Genomic DNA, 21,791 nt, shown 5'->3' with positions numbered 1-21,791 from the left:
AATTACTGTAATGTTAAAAGGATTGTTTTTATTCCGGTTTTATTGGTGCCGGGCGGCAGCGATTGTTCCACAACTTTTCCCGATCCTTTGAAAGTAACCCTGAAACCTTTGTTTTCCAGAATGTACAAGGCATCGCGCATGGCCATACCCTGCAGATCGGGAACATCTTTGGAATCAACGCTGCGCGGCGTCCACTTGGTTTTGCCTTTTTTGAAAAGAGAAGCAGCGGCGTATTCGGTATCTTCGGGAGCCGGTGTAAGATTTAGTTCCTTGCTGATTATTTTCAGGTCAGAAGATCTGCCGGCCCATTTCACATCTTTCGATGTTTCCGGAAGCGAGTCTTTTACCGGTTTCTGAATGCTTACGTCATAGGCGTAAATGCGGTCTGCAACTTCCTTGAAAACAGGCGCGGCCACGCTTCCTGCGTACAACGTATAGTTTGCGCCTTTTCCCTGAGGCGTATCAATGATGACAATACAGCTGTATTTTGGTTTGTCGGCAGGAAAGTAGCCCGCAAACGAAGTGTAATATTTTCCGGCCGTGTACTGGCCGTTGATCAGCTTCTGCGCCGTTCCGGTTTTTCCTGCAATCTGATAAAGTTCCGAACTGATATTTTTTGCCGAACCTTCGTTTACAACGCCTTCCAGCATTTTTTTAACTTTCCGGATGGTTTCAGGAGAACAAATCGGTTTGTCTTCAACATATGGCTCCATTTTATCTTCAATTTCTTCAGCATTTCTGATTTCACGGACAATCATCGGCCGTACCCAGTAACCGTCATTGGCAACCGCATTGTACAAGGCAAGCGTTTGCAGCGGTGTCATCTGCATTTCATATCCGTATGACATGAAAGTGAGCGAATAATGGCTCCACCGCTTGGACGTCCGGTCTTTGATATAAGGAGGCTTTTCTCCTTTCATGTGAATGCCGGTCGGCGTAGTCAGGTGAAATTTCTTGAGATAAGAAAGATATGTATCAGGCTTGGAAAAAAAATACCGCTGCATCAGCAGATGCACGCCGATGTTGGACGATTTTTCAAAAACCTGTGTAGCTGTCAGCACGCCGTGCCCGCCTCTTTTGGAATCATTGATCTGCGTTCCCCTGAACCTTACCGAACCTGAACCCGTATTAACCGTAACACGGTCCGGATCCAGTTTTGTTTCTTCCAGCAGGGCCATCATCGTCGGCAGTTTGAAGGTTGAGCCGGGATCGGCACTTCCTGCCACGGCGTAGTTAAATACTTCCTCGTATTTTCCATCGCCTCTTTTGGTCAGGTTTGCCATGGCGCGGATTTCTCCGGTTGCCACTTCCATCACGATCACGCAGCCGAAATTGGCCATGCTTTCGGTCAGTTTCCGGCGCAACGCAATTTCGGCCATATCCTGAAAGTTCATGTCCAGCGTTGTGTACACATCTCTTCCGGCTTCGGGCTGTACGTTCAGTGCGTCGCCGACCGGAATTTTCATGCCGCCTTCCACCATTTCCACCCAACCGATGCCGGATTTTCCTTCCAGCTTTTTATCAAAACTGGCTTCTATGCCGATATATCCTCTTCCGCTTTTCGGGTCAATGCCGCCTACAGTTCGGTCGGCCATCGGACTGAAAGGTTTGTATCGCCTGTAAATGGTTTCGAATTTTCCGCCGCCGCCTTTCCGGTCGCGGTTGAAAAACGGCCAGCTTTTAATTTTCTCCCTTTCAAGATGGCTTATCTGCCGGCTTTTAAGTCTTAAATATCTTTTGGTTTTGCTTTTACGGTAACGTTTGATCTTGGCTTTGTATTCGCCCGCCGTATTTTCTCCGAAATTGGTAGCAAGCAGTCGGGCAAGTTTGTCAATGTTATTATCAAAATAGACCGAATCGGCCACCTTTGTATCAAATCCGACATAATAGTAAGGAAGCGAAGTAGCCAGCAAGCTGTTGTCACTGGAATAGATATTGCCGCGCATGGCCGGAATCGTGTCCAGTTTCAGGTCATTTTTTACAGAATATTCAGCCCACGTCTTTCCTTTGAATTCATCGTAATACTGAACGCGGATGAGTTTGACAAAAACCATAATGGCAAGGCAAAACAACAGCCAGCCTACCGTCCTTGCCCGGTTAATCAGCGCTTTCTTGTTGTTTGAACCGCTTTCTATATCATTCTTTGTACCCATTTTGAGAAAAGTGCCTTGATTTTAGAATACTCATTGCGTCCTGAAAAAGCCGGAACAGCTATTCATCTTCTTTTATAATGATCTTTTTGGGCGGGTTCAGGTTCTCTTCCAGCCCTTCTGCTTTTACCTTTTCAATCACGACCGACTGTTTCCCGCTTTTCATATATTCCGCATGAATGGAAGTATATTCGGCACGGAGGTCATCTACTTCCTTTTTGAGCTTGATGCTGTTCCTTACATATTGTTCCGACTGGAAACCGATCCTTTCATAAGCCACCAGAAGCATCACAACCCAGCCGAAATAGTAAAAATACTTAACGGGCAAGCGTTCCTCTTTTCCGGGAATCCTTTCTCCGAAAGCTTTGTCCAGCGGCAAAAAACGATTCAGCCAGTTAAATAAATGGTATTCCCTTTTGCGTTTGGGCGGTTTTGGCGGAACAGGTTTCGGTCTTCTTTTATTTTCCGACATGGCTAGAAATTGTCAGGATAATTATTACTTAAATTTAACAGCAGCGATCCGTTTTTAAGATCATGTCAAACATCTGTATTCCTAAAAGCAAACGGCTAAAAGCCAGTTGCCAGAAGCACATGTTCATTGCTTACGACTTTTCTGCGATCCTCAATTTGGCGCTACGCGCTCTCGGATTGGCTGCAATTTCCTCTGCAGTGGCTTCTACCGGCTTTCTGGTGACGCTTGTGAGCGGTTTGATGACATTACCGTAAAAATCCTTTTCCATTTCCCCGTCGAATTTTCCTTTCTGGATAAAATTTTTGACAAGCCGGTCTTCCAGCGAATGGTAAGACATGACTACAAGCCTTCCGCCGGAATTAAGCACTTCCGGAACCTGTGTCAGAAACTCTTCCAGAACGCTCAGCTCGTCGTTCACTTCAATGCGCAATGCCTGAAAAACCTGCGCGAAATATTTATTTTCACGATGCTTGGGTGCATAACGCATCAGAATTCCTTTGAGCTCACTGACGGTTTCAATCGGTGAATTGTGCCGTGCTGCAAAAATCGCTTCCGCTGCCGTGCGTGCATTGGTGACTTCGCCATACATGCCGAGTATGCGCTGAAGTTCGGCGGAAGACCTAGAATTCAGGACTTCACGTGCGGTTTTTTCGATGTTTGGATTCATGCGCATGTCCAGATCGGCATCAAAGCGCGTTGAAAATCCTCTTACCGGCGTGTTGATCTGATGTGAAGACACACCCAGATCCGCCAGAATGCCGTCTACTTTTTCCGCTTTATGCAGTTTGAGATAGCGTTTGAGATGCCTGAAATTGGCGGCGATAAATGTAAATCTTTCATTATCTTTAAGCGCCTCAGCGTTGGCAGCAGCATCCGGGTCCTGGTCAAAAACCAGCAGCCGGCCTGTTGTCAGTTTCTCAAGAATTGCCTTTGAATGGCCGCCTCCGCCAAAAGTCACATCCACATAAGTGCCCTCAGGTTTAATCGCAAGCCCTTCCAGGCATTCAGTTAACATGACAGGCTCGTGATATGTACTTTGTAAATCCATTTGTTAAAAGGAACGTATTAGGAACTATTTCTTGCCGGGTGGCAGTTACAAACTTAGCAATTTTCAAGCGTAGGAATTGCGGTTTACAAGGGATTTAATTAATAATGCGCAGGTTATTTTATAATCGTTTATTGATATGAAGTTAATCATTTATGTTCTGAGTGTTTTGACACTGATTATACCGGCTGCCTGCAAATCATCAGCTGAAAAGGATTTAAAGACCGGAATATGGCGCGCAAGCCTCAGCCGCGAAGGACAAACCTTGCCTTTACTGCTTGATATAACGAAAAATGCCGGTGCTAAAACATATGCCGTTTACGTCGTGAACGGAAAAGAAAGGCTGCGTATGGATTCGGTTTACTTTGAAAATGATTCACTCGTTATTCCCATGCAGCTTTTTGATTCCAAAATCGTGGCGAAAGCAGATGGAGATCAGCTGAAAGGAAAATATTACCGTTACAGCAACGGGGCTGTTGCGGGCTCTTTGCCGTTTGAGGCACGTTTTGGAGAAAATTATAAATTCTTTCAGGAAGGAAAAGCTTCAACGACCAAAAATGTTTCAGGCAAATGGGCAACAACTTTCAGAAATGAGACAACGGGAGATACAACGCTTGCCGTAGGAAGTCTTACCCAAACCGGAAGCAATGTGGAAGGCTCGTTTCTGACGCCAACCGGCGATTACCGTTTTTTAACCGGAAGTCTGAACGGTGACAGTTTGTATCTGTCCACTTTCGATGGTTCCAATGCGATGTTGTTTAAAGCAGCAATCCAGAATGACGGAACGCTGAAAGGCGGTTTATGGTCGGGGCTTAAAGGCTATAAAAGCTGGACGGCGCGTCTTGACCCGAATGCTGCATTGCCGGATGCGACCAAACTTACATTTCTGAAACCAGGCTATAAAACTGTGGATTTTACTTTTCCGGATGCAAACGGGCAAAATATATCGCTGAAAGATCCGCGTTTCAAAAACAAGGCCGTCATTATCCAGATTCTGGGTTCGTGGTGCCCGAACTGCATGGATGAAACCAACTTCCTTGCGCCATGGTACAAAAAAAACAAGGATCGCGGCGTGGAAATAATCGGGCTTGCTTTCGAACGTTCCGACAAGCCGGAAATCTCCGGGCCAAAGATCAAAAGAATGGTTGAACGTCTTGATATTGCATACCCGGTTTTGCTTGCCGGCACCAACACCGACGAAGCAACGGGCAAAGCATTGCCGATGCTCAATAAAGTCATGTCTTATCCGACAACTATTTTCATTGATAAAAAAGGCAAGGTACGCGAGATCCATACCGGCTTTTCAGGTCCGGGAACAGGCAAGTATTACGACGAGTTTGTTGCTGATTTTAACAACCTGATGAATAAACTGATCAGCGAAAAATGATCAACATGCTGCAATGCGCCGGATGATGTAGTTTCCGGCGCATTTTTTATTTAAACTCAAATTAGTATGCTTGCATAATAGTAGGCCGTTTCCTTACATTTGTAAACAGGCTGTAAAATCAGATGTAATTGCTTACAATCCATTGTGATGATCCGTTTTACAATTTGCTCTTTATTGAACATTTATCTTCCTAACAGCTAGAAGCTAATGGCTGACAGCTACTTACATGAATAAGGATGCGTAAGGAAAAAACAATTGATTTCCAGATAAAATGGGCATGGCATTCCATTTCAAGAATGTACAATGCGTATGCTGCGCGTTATGATACCACAATGGCAGCAGGCTACGTGCTGCTGAACATTGACATTGAAAAAGGAACCCCGGCAACCAAAATTGCGCCTTTGCTCGGAATGGAGCCGAGAAGCCTCGTCAGGATGCTTAAAAATCTGGAAGAACGCGGCCTGATCAAAAGGGAAGTAAGTGAAAATGACAAACGCTTTGTACGGATTGTATTGACCGATCTTGGAAAGGAAAAAAGAGAAGTAGCAAAGCAAGGCGTCATTTCCTTCAATACAATGATCCGCGATAAAATCCCGCTCGACAAGCTGGTGACTTTCTTTGACGTTATTAAAGAAATCAACAGGCTGGTGGAAGAAGAAAACCAGAAACTGAAAGCCGGAGAAACAACAGACGATTTTGAATAGGAAAAGCTTTTGGCGATTAACCGTTAGCTTTTAGCCACCGGAAATTTTCATTTTCTGTTTGCCATTGCCTCTTAAGATTTGATCATTGATCAAAAAGAATAGTTCTGTAAAAAATCATTAAAAGCCAACAGCTAAAAAGCAAATCGCCAAAAACCATAAACCCATGAATCGTTCAATCCGTAAAGTTGCCGTACTTGGCTCGGGAATAATGGGCTCCCGAATTGCATGTCACTTTGCCAATATAGGAGTTGAAGTTTTGTTACTGGACATTGTTCCAAAAGAAATTTCCGAAGCCGAAGCTGCAAAAGGCATTACAGCCAGTCATCCGGCTTTCCGCAACAGAATCGTCAACGATTCTTTTCAGCAAACTTTGAAAGCAACGCCGGCTTCCTTGTACAGTCCTTCATTTGCTTCCCGGATAAAGCTTGGGAATTTGGAAGACAACCTGCAGGAAATTAAAAATTACGACTGGGTTATTGAAGTGGTTGTAGAACGGCTGGACATCAAAAAGAGCCTTTACGAAAAAGTGGATGCACTCCGCAAGCCGGGTACGCTGGTGACTTCCAATACTTCGGGAATTCCCATTCACCTCATGGCGGAAGGCAGAAGCGAGGATTTCAGAAAGAATTTCTGCGGAACCCACTTTTTCAATCCGCCCAGATACCTTCGTTTGCTGGAAATTATTCCAACAGCCGAAACGGAACCGTCTGTTATTGATTTTCTGATGCATTACGGCGATCTATTCCTGGGAAAAACAACCGTTTTGTGCAAGGATACGCCAGGTTTTATTGCAAACCGTTTGGGAATCTATGCATTGATCCAGACCATTCGTGTAGCATCGGAAATGAAGCTGAGTGTAGACGAGGTCGATAAACTGACCGGGCCGGTTGCCGGGCGTCCGAAGTCGGGAACATACCGTTTGTCGGACGTAGTGGGTTTGGATACGACGGTGCACGTTGCCCATAATCTGTATGCTTCCGGCGAAGGAAATGACGAGTCCCGCGATGCCTTTGTACTTCCTGATGTCATGCAAAGGCTTTATGACAACAAATGGCTGGGCGATAAAACCGGACAGGGTTTTTATAAAAAAATAAAAGACGAAAAAGGCAAATCGGTCATTCTTGCGCTGGACTTTGATTCCTTTGAATATAAACCTTCTGAAAAAGTAAAGTTCGCTACGCTGGAAAGTACCAAAGCCATCGGTGATGTTTCCAAAAGGTTTGCAGTACTGATTGCGGGCAAGGACAAGGCCGGAGAATTTTACCGGAAAACATTTGCTGATATTTTCCGCTATGCCACCTTGCGTGTTCCGGAAATTTCGGATGAAATTTTCAGGATCGATCAGGCCATATCGGCTGGGTTCGGCTGGCAGCTCGGACTTTTTGAAACCTGGGATGCCATTGGCGTAAAAGAGATGCTTTCCGTTATGGAAGCGCTCGATCTGAAACCGGCTTCATGGGTTTATGAAATGATTGAGAACGGCCACTCTTCATTCTATAAAGTGGAAAACGGCAAGCGGTTTTACTACGATGTTCTTTCAAAATCCTATAAAAAAATACCCGGCCAGGAAAGCTTCGTGATACTTGGTAATCTTTCCGAAAAGGTGGTCTGGAAAAATGCCGGAGCAAATCTGTACGATATCGGTGACGGCATTCTGAATCTAGAGTTCAGGTCCAAAATGAACACCATGGGCTCCGAAGTAATTGAAGGAATACAAAAAGGAATCAGCCTGGCCGAAAAAGATTTTCGCGGACTTGTGATCGGCAATGAATCCAGCGAGGCGTTTTCAGCGGGAGCCAATCTGGCCATGCTGTTTATGTTCGCCATCGAGCAGGAGTTTGACGAGATCAATATGGTTATCGGACAGTTTCAGCAAACGATGATGCGTGCACGTTATTCTTCAATCCCGGTTATAACTGCGCCGCATACGCTTGCACTGGGCGGCGGCTGTGAGCTGAATCTGCACGCAGATAAAGTTGTGGCACATGCAGAAACGTACATGGGACTTGTGGAGTTTGGTGTCGGGATTATTCCGGCGGGAGGAGGAACCAAGGAAATGGCGCTGAGATGCTCGGATATGTATCAGTCCGGAGATCCGGAACTGAATATTCTGCAGGCTGCATTCATGAATATTGCGCAGGCAAAAGTTTCATCTTCGGCCCGCGAAGCCAGAGAAATGAATTATCTTCAGGATAAAGACCAGATCGTCCTGAACCGGTCCCGGCTTATAGCGGAAGCAAAACAGGCTGCGATAGACCTTGCAGACAATGGTTACACGCAGCCCAAGCAGCGGAATGACATCAAAGTTCAGGGAAAAACGGGTATTGCACTCTTTATGGCCGGTATTGCACAAATGCGCCTGGCTGGTTACATCACGGATCACGATGCGAAAATTGCGAATAAACTGGCTTATGTGATCAATGGCGGTGATTTGAGTTATCCTCAGAATGTAACGGAACAGTATCTTCTGGATCTGGAACGGGAAGCTTTTTTATCGTTATGCGGCGAAAGGAAAACACTTGAAAGAATGCAGGGATTACTCAACGGTGGGAAGCCGCCAAGAAATTAGGCAACGTATTATAAAGCCAGACGTATACGGCCTGATGGAATTATTGTTTATTGAAATTATGTTCTAAAATCAACAGAATTCCGTGAAAAGTTATATACTGCAATTAATCAGTTATAATTTTTCCGGATTCAGTTCATCATCAGACAAACCAGGTTCTTTAAAAAGGATTGATAAACAATGATTTCAAAGAAAGCCAAATATGCTCTGAAAGCCTTGAAAGTATTGGCGGAACAATATGGAAAAGGTCCGGTTCTGATATCGTATATTGCTGAAAAAGAAAAGATTCCCAAGAAATTTCTGGAAGCAATCTTACTCGATCTCAGAAATAACGGCGTACTTCAGAGCCAGAAAGGAAAGGGTGGCGGTTACTTGCTGAGAATGTCTCCGGCAGAAGTGAATTTTTCAAAAGTGCTTCGGATTATTGACGGCCCGATTGCGCCGGTATTATGCGTTTCTATGTTCTTTTACGGTAAATGCGATGACTGTAAAGATGAGGAAACATGCAGCTTGCGGTCTGTTCTGGAAAGATGGAGAGATGCAAACCTTGCGGTTCTGGATAAAACGACATTGAATGATCTGCTTCAGGCTGAAAATGCTTCCACATCAGATCTTTTATCACGATTATAGACGGTCTTTCCTGACATAAAGCTTTGTATCATCAAAGCTGCCGACCAAACTGTAGTTTTTTTGTATATAAGTGTATATGCCGGGAAAGCTTTCAATGCTTTGTGTTTTCTTGTCCTGCAGCCAAAGGCTGTTTTTCCCGACTGCATCCAGAATAATGGCTGGTTTGGTCCTTTTTATATCTTTCACATAGCGGTTAAAGTATTTTTGCCGCATCGGATGGTTGAATATGGAACGTTCGGAGTGGCTCTCGGCTGTTCCCTGCGGTAATTGCGCTTCTACGTAATATCCGCTTTGCCATCCCCACACAACCATATAATCATCTGGTTTGCTGTATTTTCTCAATGCTTTTACAACAGCACTCTCTTCAAAATCAGTTTTGTCATGAGATGCATAATCGTTCAGTCTATGCTCTTTTACATAAAAGTAAGCATCTTTGGCAGCGAACCAGATCAGCAGCAAAACAGAAGGAACGATGCACCATTGCTTGAAATTTTCCAAACCATAAGCCGCAAGCAGAGTCCAGGGAATAAGGCAGAAATTAAGATAATGAATAAAATTATTTCCCGATTTGGTAACGGCGTAAATGGTGGTTACAATCAAAAGCAGAATTGTAAACCGGATTATATACTCCTCTTTCCTGTCTGGCAATCTCTTGAAAATCCTGATTACCGCTACGATAAACGGAATCATCAGAATGATTGTAAAGCTTATGAAGTCTGCACTCTGATTAATTGTCAGTAACAATTGTGATAAAATGGAAATTTTTTCATTCCCATTTGCATAGATAACATTTCCAAAGAGGTAAAAATCAATCAGATCCGTCAGAACTTGATAGAAATAAGCCCAGGTGAAAGTAATAACCGGAAAAGTAAGCCCGCCAAGTAAAAGCATTTGCAAAGGCCTGGGATCTTCTCTGAGCCGGAACCAGCGGTAACAAACCCACGATGCACAGAAGACAATAACCAATGCCTGCGGTACAGCCTGAAGTTTGGCGAATGGAATAGTACCGGCTGTTAATCCAAGAAATAATGCATTTGATTTTAAAGAACCGGAATGCGTTGTTATTCTTGAAAGCAGCCATACGGATAGGGAAAGCAAAAGTATCGGCAATTGTTCACTGGAGTAATGAACAAAGTCTTTTTCCTGCGTAAATGACAGAAATACAAGTGGAAGGACAAATGCTGTACGTGCCGTAACATTGCCAAACCAGTTTTTCAATGTAAAAAAAAGAAAGAGCAGCGAACCGCAGGTACAAAGAATACCTATCAATCGGGCGGAAATGTAACTAAGCTGAAAGCCCAGAATACGTGGAACAACGAGCAGGTAATTATCCAACGGTCCGATTGTCGTGCCATCCACGGAACGCCAGTAGAGCGGATCCCGGAACAGTGTGATGGCGTGGCTAAGCATCTGGCTTTCGTCCGGATTCAGTTCCTTGTTGAAAACAATCACCGGCAGACGCATAAAAATGAGCAGCAGTATACTCAGACCCATAAAAACCCTTTCAGGAACAAGCCGGAAAATGCCTGCGACAATGACAATTCCTGCCAGAATGTAACCGGCAAACCAGTACACTGTTGGAGAGTTGTCAAAGCTGATCATACAATTAGCTGAAGGTATCTACTTTTTCTACAAAATCCCGGTAATGAACTGCCGGAATGAAATGTTGCTGCGAGCGGTACTGTAAAACCATAAATACCAGAAACAGTGAAATCAGAAATGATTGCAGCATCAGAATGGTTAAAGTACTTCCCAATGTTGAGGCCCAGCCGGGTGTCGCATTCCCGATCAGTTTGAGAAAGAGGATTACAACAATGAATGTAATGGCAATTCCCGACATGAATATGGAAAAGATCAGTATTCGGACAGCTGTGGTGTCGATCATGACAGAAATAGAACTTAACCCATGCAGCACCAGGGAAACAAAGTTCATTTTGCTTTCTCCTGCCAGCCGTTTTGCACGGTTTGTAAGTACAGAATCGTAAGGTATTTTTGACTTGATAATTCCACCGGGATAATTGTTCCAGATTTCTGAAACACGGACGAGATTCTGTAATCTCTGTATTGGAACCAGGCTGAAATTGCCGAATGTAATTACTTTTCCGGTCAGCAGTTTGAAGACAGACTTGTAAATTACATAGAAGAACCGGAACAGAAAACTTTCGGTACGCTTGTTCCTTTTGGCAAATATGATTTTGTCAGGCTCCTGCAGAGATTTGGCAGCAAGTCTGTTGATATCGCCGGGAGCATCTTCTCCGTCAGCATCCATTACGATTACCTTGTCTGCCTCAACATTTTCAGCTATATAGGATAATCCGATTGCGATGGCTCTCTGATGACCGAGATTGCGGTACAGCTTCAATACCTTGATTGCTTTTCCTCCAAAACTGACAAACGGGTTTACTCTGGCTTTGGTTGAACAGTCGTCTACAATGAGTATTGTTGATTGCTGCAAGATAGCCGGGTCAAGATCTGCATTTATCTTTTCTATCAGCAGGTTCAGCGCTTCCCAGTCGTTGAATTGGGGAATTACAATAACATAGTTTTCTGCCATAGGAGGAATTTAAAAAACCTCCGCAACCTTTTTATGATCACGGAGGTCACAAAACTTTTTAAGCCATTTTCGCTCCTAATCTGGAAGAAATGCCGTCATGAATTTGTGTAAGCGTTTCGACCAGCCCGAATTCCCAGTTCCAGCCGGGATAATGGGACTTGAATTTGGTAAGGTCGCTTACATACCAGATATGGTCTCCGATCCGGTTTGTTTCCGAATAGGAGTAGGATAATTTATTTCCGGTGATCTGCTCGCATAAAGCAATAGCTTCCAGCATGGAACAATTTGCAAAACGGCCACCTCCGGCATTGTACACTTCTCCGGGACGAGGATTCTGGTAGTAATGCCAGAACATATTTACCAGGTCATGGCTGTGAATATTATCACGAACCTGCTTGCCTTTATAACCAAAAATGGTGTAATGATTTCCGGTAATCGCACATTTCATCAGATAAGCCAGAAATCCGTGAAGCTGAGCACCCGAATGGTTCGGGCCGGTGAGGCATCCGCCGCGGAAGACAGCCGTTTTCATTCCGAAATAACGTCCGTACTCCTGCACCATGATATCCGCTGCAACTTTGGACGCGCCGAAAACAGAATGCTTTGTATGGTCTATGCTATGGCTTTCATCAATGCCATTTTCAAAATAAGGATGGTTTTCATCGATTTCCCAGCGTGTTTCCAGCTCGATCAGAGGAAGATAATTAGGATTGTCGCCGTAAACTTTGTTTGTCGATGTAAATATAAAAACCGCTTCCGGTGTATGAAGCCGGGTCATTTCCAGCATGTTCAGGGTTCCGACGGCATTTACGCCGAAATCAGTAAACGGCTCTTTGGCAGCCCAGTCATGACTTGGCTGTGCAGCTGCATGTATAATGAGTTTGATATCGGTTCCGTATTCCTTGAAAATGGGTTCAAGCTGGCTTACTTCCCGGATATCTGCAGAGTAGTGCCTGTAATTACCGAATGCATTTTGAATCCTGTTGCGGTTCCATTCGGTATTTCCGTCAGCCCCGAAGAAATATTCCCTGAGGTTATTATCAATGCCAATTACAATATCAAATTTATCAGCTAAAAATGCGACCGATTCACTTCCAATCAGTCCGGCGGAGCCGGTAACCAAAGCTATATTCATGTTGATTTTATATTTAACAGCTTATACATTACTTATAATATATGGCTGTATTAACCTATGCGGTGTAAAGTAAATTAAAATTGTTCAATTGTTATAATGCGATTATCCTGCGGAAGATGAATGTATGGATTATACGCAAAAATCAATATTAAAATTATTCAATAATGGAAAAAATAAAAAAAGATACCTCTTTGTGAAGAGATATCTTTTCTATCTATGTCTGGAAGATATTATTGCTTTACAACAGCGTTGCTCGTACCGCTAAATAATTTTGCACGGATGGCATTTACGCGCGTATCCAGTTCCGGTTTCGGCTCGTATTTGTTCGCCAGCTGACGAGGCAATGAATCCGGGCTTACACCATAAACATAGTCATTGCCAGTATTCACATCTTTTTGCTCTATATGATTGTATTTCTGGTATTCGCAGGAAGTCATCAAAGCCAGGCCTGCAACAAACGCCACTATTTTATTGGATTTCATTTCTCGATCGTTCATAAGTAATACTCACAAAAATAACCGCCATTTTCATAACCACCAAATTGAATGGAAATGAAATCCTAATTTTTTAACTGCGCGAGTTCCTGATGCACAAACTGCATCAGCTCCGTTATATGCTGTTCTGAAAAGTTAAAAGGAATATTGGCGGCCTTGTAAATTTCCCCGATCGTTGCCGTATAACCCAGTTTCAGCGCGTCCAGATAGCCTTTCAGTCCCTGTTCCGGATTGTTCCTGTAATTTTTCCAGACACCGATGGCACCGAGCTGCGCAATGCCGTATTCGATATAGTAGAACGGCACTTCATAAATGTGAAGCTGACGCTGCCAGAGATATTTGCGGTATTCTTCCAGGCCGGACCAATCCATGACGTTGTCCGTAAATGCTCCGTAAATATCAATCCATGCTTCTTTCCGCTGCCCGGCATCGTGCTGCGGGTTTTCGTACATCCAGTGCTGGAACTTGTCCACGGTTGCAACCCATGGCAATGTTTCTATAATGGATTCAAGATGCTGGATTTTAGCGCGTTTCAGGTCATTTTCATTCTCGAAAAATTCGTCCCAGAAATCCATGGTAATCAGTTCCATGGACATGGAAGCAAGTTCGGCAACTTCCGAAGGCGTATGCTTGAACGAATTAAGCGCCAGATTCCGCGTCACAAGCGAATGCACCGCGTGGCCGCCTTCGTGCAGAAGTGTGATCATGTCGCGAAGGTTGGAAGTAGCGTTCATGAAAATGAAAGGTACGCCGATCTCGTCCAGCGGATAATTGTAGCCTCCGGGCGCTTTTCCTTTTCTGGATTCCAGATCCAGATGTTTCATCGTTTTCATCGTCCGCAGACAATCGCCCAGAAACGGGTCCAGGCGCGAAAAGCAGCGAATGGTTTTGTCCAGCAGATCGTTGCCATTTTCAAATGGTTTCAACGGTGCCAGTCCGTGCGGGTCCACTTTAGTGTCCCATGGACGCAGCGCATCCACTTTCAAGGCTTCCTTTCTGCTGACAGCCATTTCGTCCAGCATGGGAACAACCGCCTTTTTTACCGAATCATGAAAGTTGAAGCAATCCTGGGGCGTATAATCAAATCGGCCCATCGCGGCAAACATGTAGTCGCGGTAATTACTGAAACCGGCATTTTTCCCGACTTTGTCACGCAGGCTTACAAGCTTGTTCAGCAATTCGTCCAGCTGCGCATGATCTTCATAACGTCTGTCGCTGATTGCGCGCCATGCTTCTTCGCGGACAGCACGGTCTGTGGCCTGCAGCCGGTCCGAAGCCTTTTGCAAAGTCATTTCTTCGCCGTCAATCGTAACTGTCATGGCTCCGGCAATGGCACTGTAACGGCGTTCTTCTGTCTGCATTTCGGTTATGACCGGAATACTTTCTTCACGGAATATCTCGATTGCTTTTTTCATTCCGCGCAACGTAATTTCATATCCCGGCTCTTTAAGCTCGCTCAGAAACGGATTTTCAACCACTTTTTTATCCAGCGCATTTCCGTATTCGGCCAGTTTCGGCTGTATTTCGGTGATAAAAAACTGCAATGCGTTGATCAGGCTCGTATTGGCCGTATCGCAGGTCTGGCGGATGTAGCGCCATGCAAAATTTTCTGATAAGTAGGATTCGATTTCACTGCGGTCCGAAAACCACTGCCTTAGTTCTTCGGCAGAATTGATTTCACGGTTCTTAAGGTTTTCAAAAAACGGCTCAACGTCTTCCCATTTTTTAAGGTCAAATTCTTCTCCGATAAATACCCTTGCGGCGCGGGTCGGAACTGCTATGTTTTCTTGACTGGTCATAAGTTTCTTGGTGCAATTGGAATGCTCAAAGTTAAGATTGAATCCGTAAAAAGTACAATGCCGGATCGCAGATCAGGAATGTTCCTGCTGCGTAACATCCGTCAGGTTATCCGTAACTATGTTTTCAGTTTCCTTCACGTTTGCAAAGGCGAAATGCATTTTCTCTCTGTCAAATTCCTTTTCATTATTGGCCAGCCAAATGGTTGCAACGCCGTTTCCGATAAAGTTGGTGATCGCGCGCGCTTCGGACATAAACCGGTCAACGCCAAGCAGCAAAGCCAGGCCTTCCAGCGGAATCACTTTTATAGCCGTCAAAGTAGAAGCCAAAACGACAAAACCGCTTCCCGTTACGCCGGCGGCTCCTTTGGAAGTAACCATTAAAATACCGATCAGTGAAAAAATCTGTGCAAGCGTAAGGTGAACGTTGAAAACCTGCGCAAGAAATATCGTAGCCATCGAAAGATAAATCGTGGTTCCGTCCAGATTAAAGGAATAACCGGCGGGAACAACAAGGCCGACAACGGGTTTGGAGCAGCCCATTCTTTCCAGTTTTCCCATCAAAGACGGCAATGCAGCTTCCGAAGAAGAAGTCCCGAGTACAATCAGCAGTTCTTCACGAATGTATTTCAGGTACGACCACAAACTGATTTTGTAAGTTCTCAGCACAAGTCCCAGCACGCCGAAAACAAAGATGGCCATTGTGGCATAAACGGTTCCCATCAGTTTGGCAAGCGGCAGCAGCGTATGGATTCCGTATTTTCCGATTGTATAAGCCATTCCGCCGAATGCTCCGATCGGTGCAAAGATCATGACAAAGTGCAGGGCGCGGAAAACGTATTTGGAAGCAAAATTCAGCCAGTGAATAATCTTGTCTTTCCCGGAATATTTGCTCAGTACCGTTCCGAGAACAAGCGAAAATAGCAAAACCTGCAGCGTAACATTATCGAAGAAAAACTGAAGCCAGCTGAAATCATGGACTTTGCTGGCGTAAACCGAAATATCGCCTTTTTCAAGATTGCTCGTCGCTACGCCTTCTCCCGGCCGGATGATATTGGCGACGATTACGCCGACGATTAATGCCAGTGTCGTAATTACTTCAAAATAGATCAGTGCTTTCGCGCCTACTTTGCCTACTTTCTTCAGATCGCCCATTCCGATAATTCCCAGCGTAATGGTCAGGAAAATGATCGGATTGATAAAAATTTTGACAATCTGAATAAACCCTTTTCCAAGAAAGTCCATTTTTACTGCTGTTTCCGGGTCATAATGACCAAGAAGCGCTCCGCAAGTAATCGCGGTCAGAACCCAGAAAGTAAGGTTGGTAAATAACTTTTTCAAAATTCAAAATGTCTAAAAGTATGGGATCGGAAAGGAAGATGATGGTATGTCGTTCGGGAACAGTGTAATTTTTGAATATACAATAATAAAAGTGCCAAGACGGAATTTGGGATTACAAAGTAAAATAATGCGTATTATTTATACCAATTCTAAATTATAATCTATATTTACCTTTGTAACCATCCATATTAAAATAAACTGGCCGGATTACTTACACGATGTACATTTTGCGTGGATTGCTGAGAAGGATTTCTGGCCTGAAAAGGAATTGAATGGATTCCAGTGCATTGCAGTTTCAGCACAGCTTTAATCATTATTTGATAAAACCTTGAAGATAAAATAAATTTCGCCATAGTAATCTGAAAGAGCCGTTCCATATGAACCGGCTCTTTTTTGTTTTAATAAAATGATATTGATTATTAAAAGGATAAACAAAGGATTTTACTTTTTTTGTAAACTTTATCAAAGTTATTTTAAATTAATACTTTTATAATCAGCTACTTATCATCTTAAAATTGCAAACATTATTTTTTAAGTACACACGACAGATTTAATTTTTGTAAATTGCTTCCATTAAGAACCAATCATTTACTTAGCGGCGCTAATGGAAAAAATAGAGGAATTTACACAGGAAAAGCGTACTTATACGAGTGATGAAGCATTTCAGGCCTCTCTGGAATACTTCAAAGGCGATGATCTGGCAGCCCGCGTCTGGGTTACTAAGTATGCATTGAAAGATTCTTACGGAGCGATTTACGAAGCTACTCCCGACGATATGCACCGCCGTATTGCCAGGGAAATTGCACGCATTGAACAGCTATATACCAATCCGTTATCCGAAAACGAGATTTTTGATCTTATAAAAAACTTTCAATACATCATTCCGCAGGGCAGCCCGATGACGGGAATCGGGAATCCTTTTCAGATTGCTTCTTTGTCCAATTGCTTCGTGATCGGAAACAACGGCTTTTCGGATTCGTACGGAGGCATTATGAAAATAGATCAGGAACAGGTGCAGCTGATGAAAAGGCGCGGCGGCGTCGGCCATGATCTGTCGCATATCCGTCCGAAAGGTTCGCCGGTGAAAAATTCTGCGCTGACTTCGACCGGCATTGTGCCTTTCATGGAACGTTTTTCAAATTCCACACGTGAAGTTGCGCAGGATGGCCGTCGCGGTGCATTGATGCTCTCCGTTGCTATCCGCCATCCGGATTCCGAGGATTTCATCAATGCCAAAATGGAACAGGGCAAAGTAACAGGTGCCAATGTTTCGGTACGGATTGATGACGAGTTCATGAAATCTGTGGAATCGGGAGTTCCATACATCCAGCAATATCCGGTTAAAAGCGATAATCCGACGCATCAGAAGGAAGTTGACGCCAGTGCACTCTGGAAAAAAATCGTGCATAATGCATGGCAGTCCGCCGAGCCCGGCATACTGTTCTGGGATACAATCATTCGCGAATCGGTGCCGGACAGCTATGCGGATCTTGGCTATGAGACCATTTCGACCAATCCTTGCGGAGAAATTCCTTTATGTGCCTACGACTCCTGCCGTTTGCTGGCTATTAACCTGTTTTCTTATGTAGAAGACGCTTTTACGCCTCAGGCAAAGTTCAATTGGGAATTGTTTAAAAAGCATATTGGCGCAGCACAGCGCATGATGGACGACATTATTGATCTTGAACTGGAAAAAATAGATGCCATTCTGCAGAAAATTGATGAAGATCCGGAAGAAGAAGAAGTAAAGCGTGTAGAACGGAACTTATGGCTTAATATCCAGAAGAAAGCCAAAGAAGGAAGAAGAACCGGTATCGGCATTACAGCAGAAGGCGACATGCTCGCCGCACTCGGCCTGCGTTACGGAAGTGACGAAGGAAGCGAATTTGCCGTTGAAATTCATAAAACCGTTGCGCTGGAAGCATACCGGAGCTCTGTTCACACGGCGAAGGAAAGAGGCGCTTTTGCTATTTATGATTCGGAAAGGGAAAAAAATAATCCGTTTATTCAAAGGCTGAAAGAGGCGGATGCGCAGCTTTATTATGAAATGCTGGAATACGGAAGAAGGAATATTGCACTGCTGACCATTGCGCCGACAGGAACTACAAGCCTGATGTCGCAGACCACTTCCGGGATCGAGCCTGTTTTTATGCCTGTTTACAAGCGCAGGAGAAAAGTAAATCCCAATGACAAGGATGTGCGGATTGATTTTGTTGACGATATCGGTGATTCCTGGGAAGAATACGTCGTTTTTCATCACCGTTTCAAACAATGGATGGAAGTAAATGGCTACGACGTTGATAAAAATTATGCGCAGAAGGAACTGGATGAACTGGTTAAAAAATCGCCTTATTACAAAGCCACTTCCAACGACGTCGATTATCTTAATAAGGTAAAAATGCAGGGTGCGATCCAGAAATGGGTTGATCATTCCATTAGCGTAACCATTAATATGCCGGCTGACGTAACGGAAGAACTGGTTGGTGAATGTTACATGGAAGCCTGGAAAGCGGGTTGCAAAGGCGTTACCGTTTACCGGGACGGCTCGCGTTCAGGCGTTCTGATTGCCAATACGGAAAAAAAAGAAGAAACCGGAACAACAATCAACATTCCTTTTCCAACCATAAGGCCGCAGGTTCTGGAAGCCGATATTGTCCGTTTTCAGAATAAAAAAGATAAATGGATTGCGTTTATCGGGATTATTGACGGAAGACCGTATGAAATTTTCACCGGTATGGCCGATGATGACGACGGAATTTTGCTGCCAAGATGGGTCAATCACGGCCTGATCATTAAAAACCGGGAAGCAGACGGAAGTTCGAGATATGATTTTCAGTACAAAAACACGCGGGGTTACAAAACGACTATTGAAGGCTTGTCTTACAAGTTTAACCCGGAATACTGGAATTATGCCAAGTTGATTTCCAGTACTTTACGTCATGGAATGCCGATTGAGAAAGTCGTTGATCTGATCAGCAGCCTGCAACTGGACGAATCCATCAATACATGGAAAAACGGCGTGGCGCGTGCATTGAAACACTATATTCCGGACGGAACGGAAGCTGTAAAACAGAAATGCCAGAACTGCAATTCAACGAATCTGCTTTATCAGGAAGGCTGCCTGACATGCAAGGACTGCGGTTCTTCCAAATGCGGATAAGCAAGCCGAAATGAAAACAATAGAGCCTTGCAGGATTTGTCCGGCAAGGCTCTATTGTTTTTACAAAAATCAGTAAGTATCCTCTATGATTCCTAAATAATTGAACGGCGACAATGCACGCAGTTCCTCGCGGATCTTTTCAGAAACGTCAAGGGTTTCGATGAAGCGGGAAATAGACTCACGTGTAATTTTTTCGTTGGTACGCGTCAGTTCTTTCAATGCTTCATACGGTTTCGGGTAACTTTCTCTTCTCAGGATCGTCTGGATTGCTTCTGAAATGACTGCCCAGTTTTCTTCCAGATCCGCTTTCAGTACTTCTCCGTTCAGTTCCAGTTTTCCAAGACCTTTCAGTAAAGAGTTCAGCGCGATGGCCAGATGCGCAAGTGGAACACCGATATTTCTGAGTACCGTAGAATCCGTCAAGTCACGCTGCATGCGCGAAATCGGAAGCTTGGCTGCAAAGTGTTCAAACAATGCCGAAGCAAGGCCGAGATTTCCTTCAGAATTCTCAAAATCAATCGGATTTACTTTATGCGGCATTGCAGAAGAACCCACTTCGCCCGCTTTGATCTTTTGTTTGAAATAACCCATGGAAATGTAAGTCCACATATCCCGGTTCAGGTCCGTAAGGATTGTATTCAGCCTTTTCAGGCAGTCAAAAGTAGCAGCAAGATTGTCATAATGCTCAATCTGAGTAGTATGGCGACTTCTTTTCAGACCGAGTCCTTCTACAAAATGATTGGCGAAAGCCATCCAGTCCTGTTTGGGATAAGCTGCATGATGCGCGTTGAAATTACCCGTTGCGCCGCCGAATTTTGCCGATGCCGGAATTTTGTCAAGCATTTCCAACTGACGTTCAAGCCTTTCCACAAAAACCATGAATTCTTTTCCGACACGCGTAGGCGATGCAGGCTGGCCGTGCGTATAAGCAAGCATCGGCACATTTTTCCATTCAATGGACATCCTTCTCAGCACAAAAAGAACCTGGCGGAACAAGGGCTTGATCTGCCGCTCCATCGCATCTTTCAGTGAAAGCGGAATAGCCGTATTGTTGATATCCTGCGAAGTAAGTCCAAAATGGATAAATTCCTGGCAGGACTCGATTCCCAGTTTTTCAAATTGTTCTTTTATAAAATACTCGACAGCCTTGACATCGTGATTTGTCACTTTTTCAATATCCTTGATGTGAAGCGCGTCCTGTTCGCTGAAATCTTCATAAATTTTTCGCAGTGAGGCATATTTCTTCTTATCAAATTCTGCCAGTTGCGGCAAAGGGATTTCACAAAGAGCAATGAAATATTCAATCTCTACGTATACTCTGTAATATATAAGTGCATATTCAGAGAAATAGGCAGATAGTTCGGATACTTGTTTGTAATAACGGCCGTCAACAGGTGATATAGCCGTAAGTTGATTTAAAGACATGATTTTCAATACAAAATAAATTATTCGGCAAAGTTAGTAGAATTCATCTTCCAAAAATGGTATAAACGGCATGAAATATTCTTTTTGGTATTTGTAACAGAACTAATAAAACAATTCGCATATTCGCTGAATTAACCTGATCTTTTCAAATCATGCAGCCTTCCCCTTTTCTTGGAGAATTAGTAGGAACAATGGTTCTTATTTTACTTGGTAACGGCGTTGTTGCCAATGTTGTGCTTAAAAAAACAAAGGGTGAAAGCGCCGGCTGGATCGTGATTACGGCCGGCTGGGGGTTTGCAGTCATGATTGGGATTTTTACGGCGAATGCATTTGGCAGCGCCGCTGCTCACCTGAATCCTGCGGTAACCATTGCATTTGCCGTTTTAAGAAAAGATTACAGCTTAATTGCCAGTTATATTCCTGCACAACTGATCGGTGCATTTTTTGGTGCCGTTCTCGTATGGCTGCAGTATTTCCCGCATTGGCGTGCAACGGAAGACAAAGGTTCGAAACTGGCCTGCTTTGCGACCAATCCCGCTATCAGAACGGCTCCTTATAATTTTTTGAGCGAATTTATAGCCACATTTCTCCTTATCGTCGGTGTGGTTGCGATTGGCTATGCAGGCACCTCTGATCCGGAAAGAGGCGGAATTCCGTCTGGAATTTCACCGTATCTTGTTGGCATGCTGGTATGGAGTATCGGATTGTCACTGGGTGGAACAACGGGTTACGCCATTAATCCCGTCCGCGATCTTGGGCCAAGATTAGCGCATGCTATTCTGCCGGTTCATGATAAAGGAAGTTCAGAATGGGAATATGGCTGGGTTCCTGTAGTAGCACCCGTTCTGGGTGCTATCGCAAGCGGACTTGTACTACGGTTTTTTTATTTCTGATCATTCCACTTTGATTTTTCCGCAGCTGATTCGCAATAC

General features: G+C 44.2%; 16 protein-coding genes. 6 read left to right on the top strand and 10 right to left on the bottom strand.

Annotated elements, in window-relative coordinates:
* Positions 1–2: 2 nt before the first annotated feature.
* From FEM55_RS20880 to rsmH, 3 genes are all read right to left on the bottom strand, one after another.
* Positions 3–2,153, bottom strand: coding sequence for a PASTA domain-containing penicillin-binding protein (locus FEM55_RS20880; RefSeq protein ID WP_138283331.1), 2,151 nt, complete (start codon positions 2,151–2,153; stop codon positions 3–5).
* A 58-nt stretch (positions 2,154–2,211) separates the two neighbouring features.
* On the bottom strand, positions 2,212–2,622 hold the full coding sequence (locus FEM55_RS20875; RefSeq protein WP_138283330.1) for an FtsL-like putative cell division protein: 411 nt from the start codon (positions 2,620–2,622) through the stop codon (positions 2,212–2,214).
* A 130-nt stretch (positions 2,623–2,752) separates the two neighbouring features.
* Positions 2,753–3,670: a 16S rRNA (cytosine(1402)-N(4))-methyltransferase RsmH gene (gene rsmH, locus FEM55_RS20870; RefSeq protein WP_138283329.1), complete on the bottom strand. Its 918-nt coding sequence runs from the start codon at positions 3,668–3,670 to the stop codon at positions 2,753–2,755.
* Between the two features lie 136 nt (positions 3,671–3,806).
* Here rsmH and FEM55_RS20865 point away from each other — a divergent pair, with 136 nt between their 5' ends.
* The 4 genes from FEM55_RS20865 to FEM55_RS20850 all read left to right on the top strand — a co-directional run bounded on the left by FEM55_RS20865 (position 3,807) and on the right by FEM55_RS20850 (position 8,954).
* The gene (locus FEM55_RS20865; protein ID WP_138283328.1) at positions 3,807–5,054 is read left to right on the top strand and encodes a TlpA disulfide reductase family protein; all 1,248 of its coding nucleotides are present in this window, start codon (positions 3,807–3,809) and stop codon (positions 5,052–5,054) included.
* 236 nt (positions 5,055–5,290) lie between these two features.
* Positions 5,291–5,758 (top strand): MarR family winged helix-turn-helix transcriptional regulator, encoded by a 468-nt coding sequence (locus tag FEM55_RS20860; protein ID WP_138283327.1) that lies wholly within the window; start codon positions 5,291–5,293, stop codon positions 5,756–5,758.
* A 163-nt stretch (positions 5,759–5,921) separates the two neighbouring features.
* Entirely contained in the window at positions 5,922–8,327 is a 2,406-nt protein-coding gene (locus FEM55_RS20855; protein WP_138283326.1) for a 3-hydroxyacyl-CoA dehydrogenase/enoyl-CoA hydratase family protein, read from the top strand.
* Between the two features lie 177 nt (positions 8,328–8,504).
* Entirely contained in the window at positions 8,505–8,954 is a 450-nt protein-coding gene (locus FEM55_RS20850; protein ID WP_138283325.1) for an RrF2 family transcriptional regulator, read from the top strand.
* On the opposite strand, the gene FEM55_RS20845 is transcribed toward FEM55_RS20850, so the two are convergent.
* The 6 genes from FEM55_RS20845 to dctA form a co-directional block, all read right to left on the bottom strand.
* On the bottom strand, positions 8,949–10,556 hold the full coding sequence (locus FEM55_RS20845) for a hypothetical protein (RefSeq protein ID WP_138283324.1): 1,608 nt from the start codon (positions 10,554–10,556) through the stop codon (positions 8,949–8,951). The two genes, FEM55_RS20850 and FEM55_RS20845, sit on opposite strands and share 6 nt — an antisense overlap.
* Before the next feature lie 4 nt (positions 10,557–10,560).
* Entirely contained in the window at positions 10,561–11,508 is a 948-nt protein-coding gene (locus FEM55_RS20840) for a glycosyltransferase (RefSeq protein WP_138283323.1), read from the bottom strand.
* A 58-nt stretch (positions 11,509–11,566) separates the two neighbouring features.
* Positions 11,567–12,643: an NAD-dependent epimerase/dehydratase family protein gene (locus FEM55_RS20835; protein WP_138283322.1), complete on the bottom strand. Its 1,077-nt coding sequence runs from the start codon at positions 12,641–12,643 to the stop codon at positions 11,567–11,569.
* Positions 12,644–12,873: 230 nt separating this feature from the next.
* Positions 12,874–13,140 (bottom strand): hypothetical protein, encoded by a 267-nt coding sequence (locus tag FEM55_RS20830; RefSeq protein WP_229209361.1) that lies wholly within the window; start codon positions 13,138–13,140, stop codon positions 12,874–12,876.
* Positions 13,141–13,202: 62 nt separating this feature from the next.
* Entirely contained in the window at positions 13,203–14,936 is a 1,734-nt protein-coding gene (locus FEM55_RS20825) for a M3 family oligoendopeptidase (protein WP_138283321.1), read from the bottom strand.
* A gap of 72 nt (positions 14,937–15,008) precedes the next feature.
* A complete protein-coding gene (gene dctA, locus FEM55_RS20820) occupies positions 15,009–16,274 on the bottom strand; it encodes a C4-dicarboxylate transporter DctA (RefSeq protein ID WP_138283320.1) in 1,266 nt (421 codons plus the stop codon).
* 604 nt (positions 16,275–16,878) lie between these two features.
* Here dctA and FEM55_RS20815 point away from each other — a divergent pair.
* Entirely contained in the window at positions 16,879–19,434 is a 2,556-nt protein-coding gene (locus FEM55_RS20815; RefSeq protein ID WP_138283319.1) for an adenosylcobalamin-dependent ribonucleoside-diphosphate reductase, read from the top strand.
* A gap of 69 nt (positions 19,435–19,503) precedes the next feature.
* Here the strand turns inward: FEM55_RS20815 and purB are convergent, their stop codons facing one another.
* Entirely contained in the window at positions 19,504–20,859 is a 1,356-nt protein-coding gene (purB, locus tag FEM55_RS20810; protein ID WP_138283318.1) for an adenylosuccinate lyase, read from the bottom strand.
* Positions 20,860–21,011: 152 nt separating this feature from the next.
* Here purB and FEM55_RS20805 point away from each other — a divergent pair, with 152 nt between their 5' ends.
* The gene (locus tag FEM55_RS20805; protein ID WP_138283317.1) at positions 21,012–21,752 is read left to right on the top strand and encodes an MIP/aquaporin family protein; all 741 of its coding nucleotides are present in this window, start codon (positions 21,012–21,014) and stop codon (positions 21,750–21,752) included.
* Positions 21,753–21,791 lie beyond the last annotated feature (39 nt).

Source organism: Dyadobacter sediminis (assembly GCF_005860765.1).
Taxonomy (GTDB): Bacteria; Bacteroidota; Bacteroidia; order Cytophagales; family Spirosomataceae; genus Dyadobacter; species Dyadobacter sediminis.
This window is presented reverse-complemented; position numbering and strand designations above follow the sequence as displayed.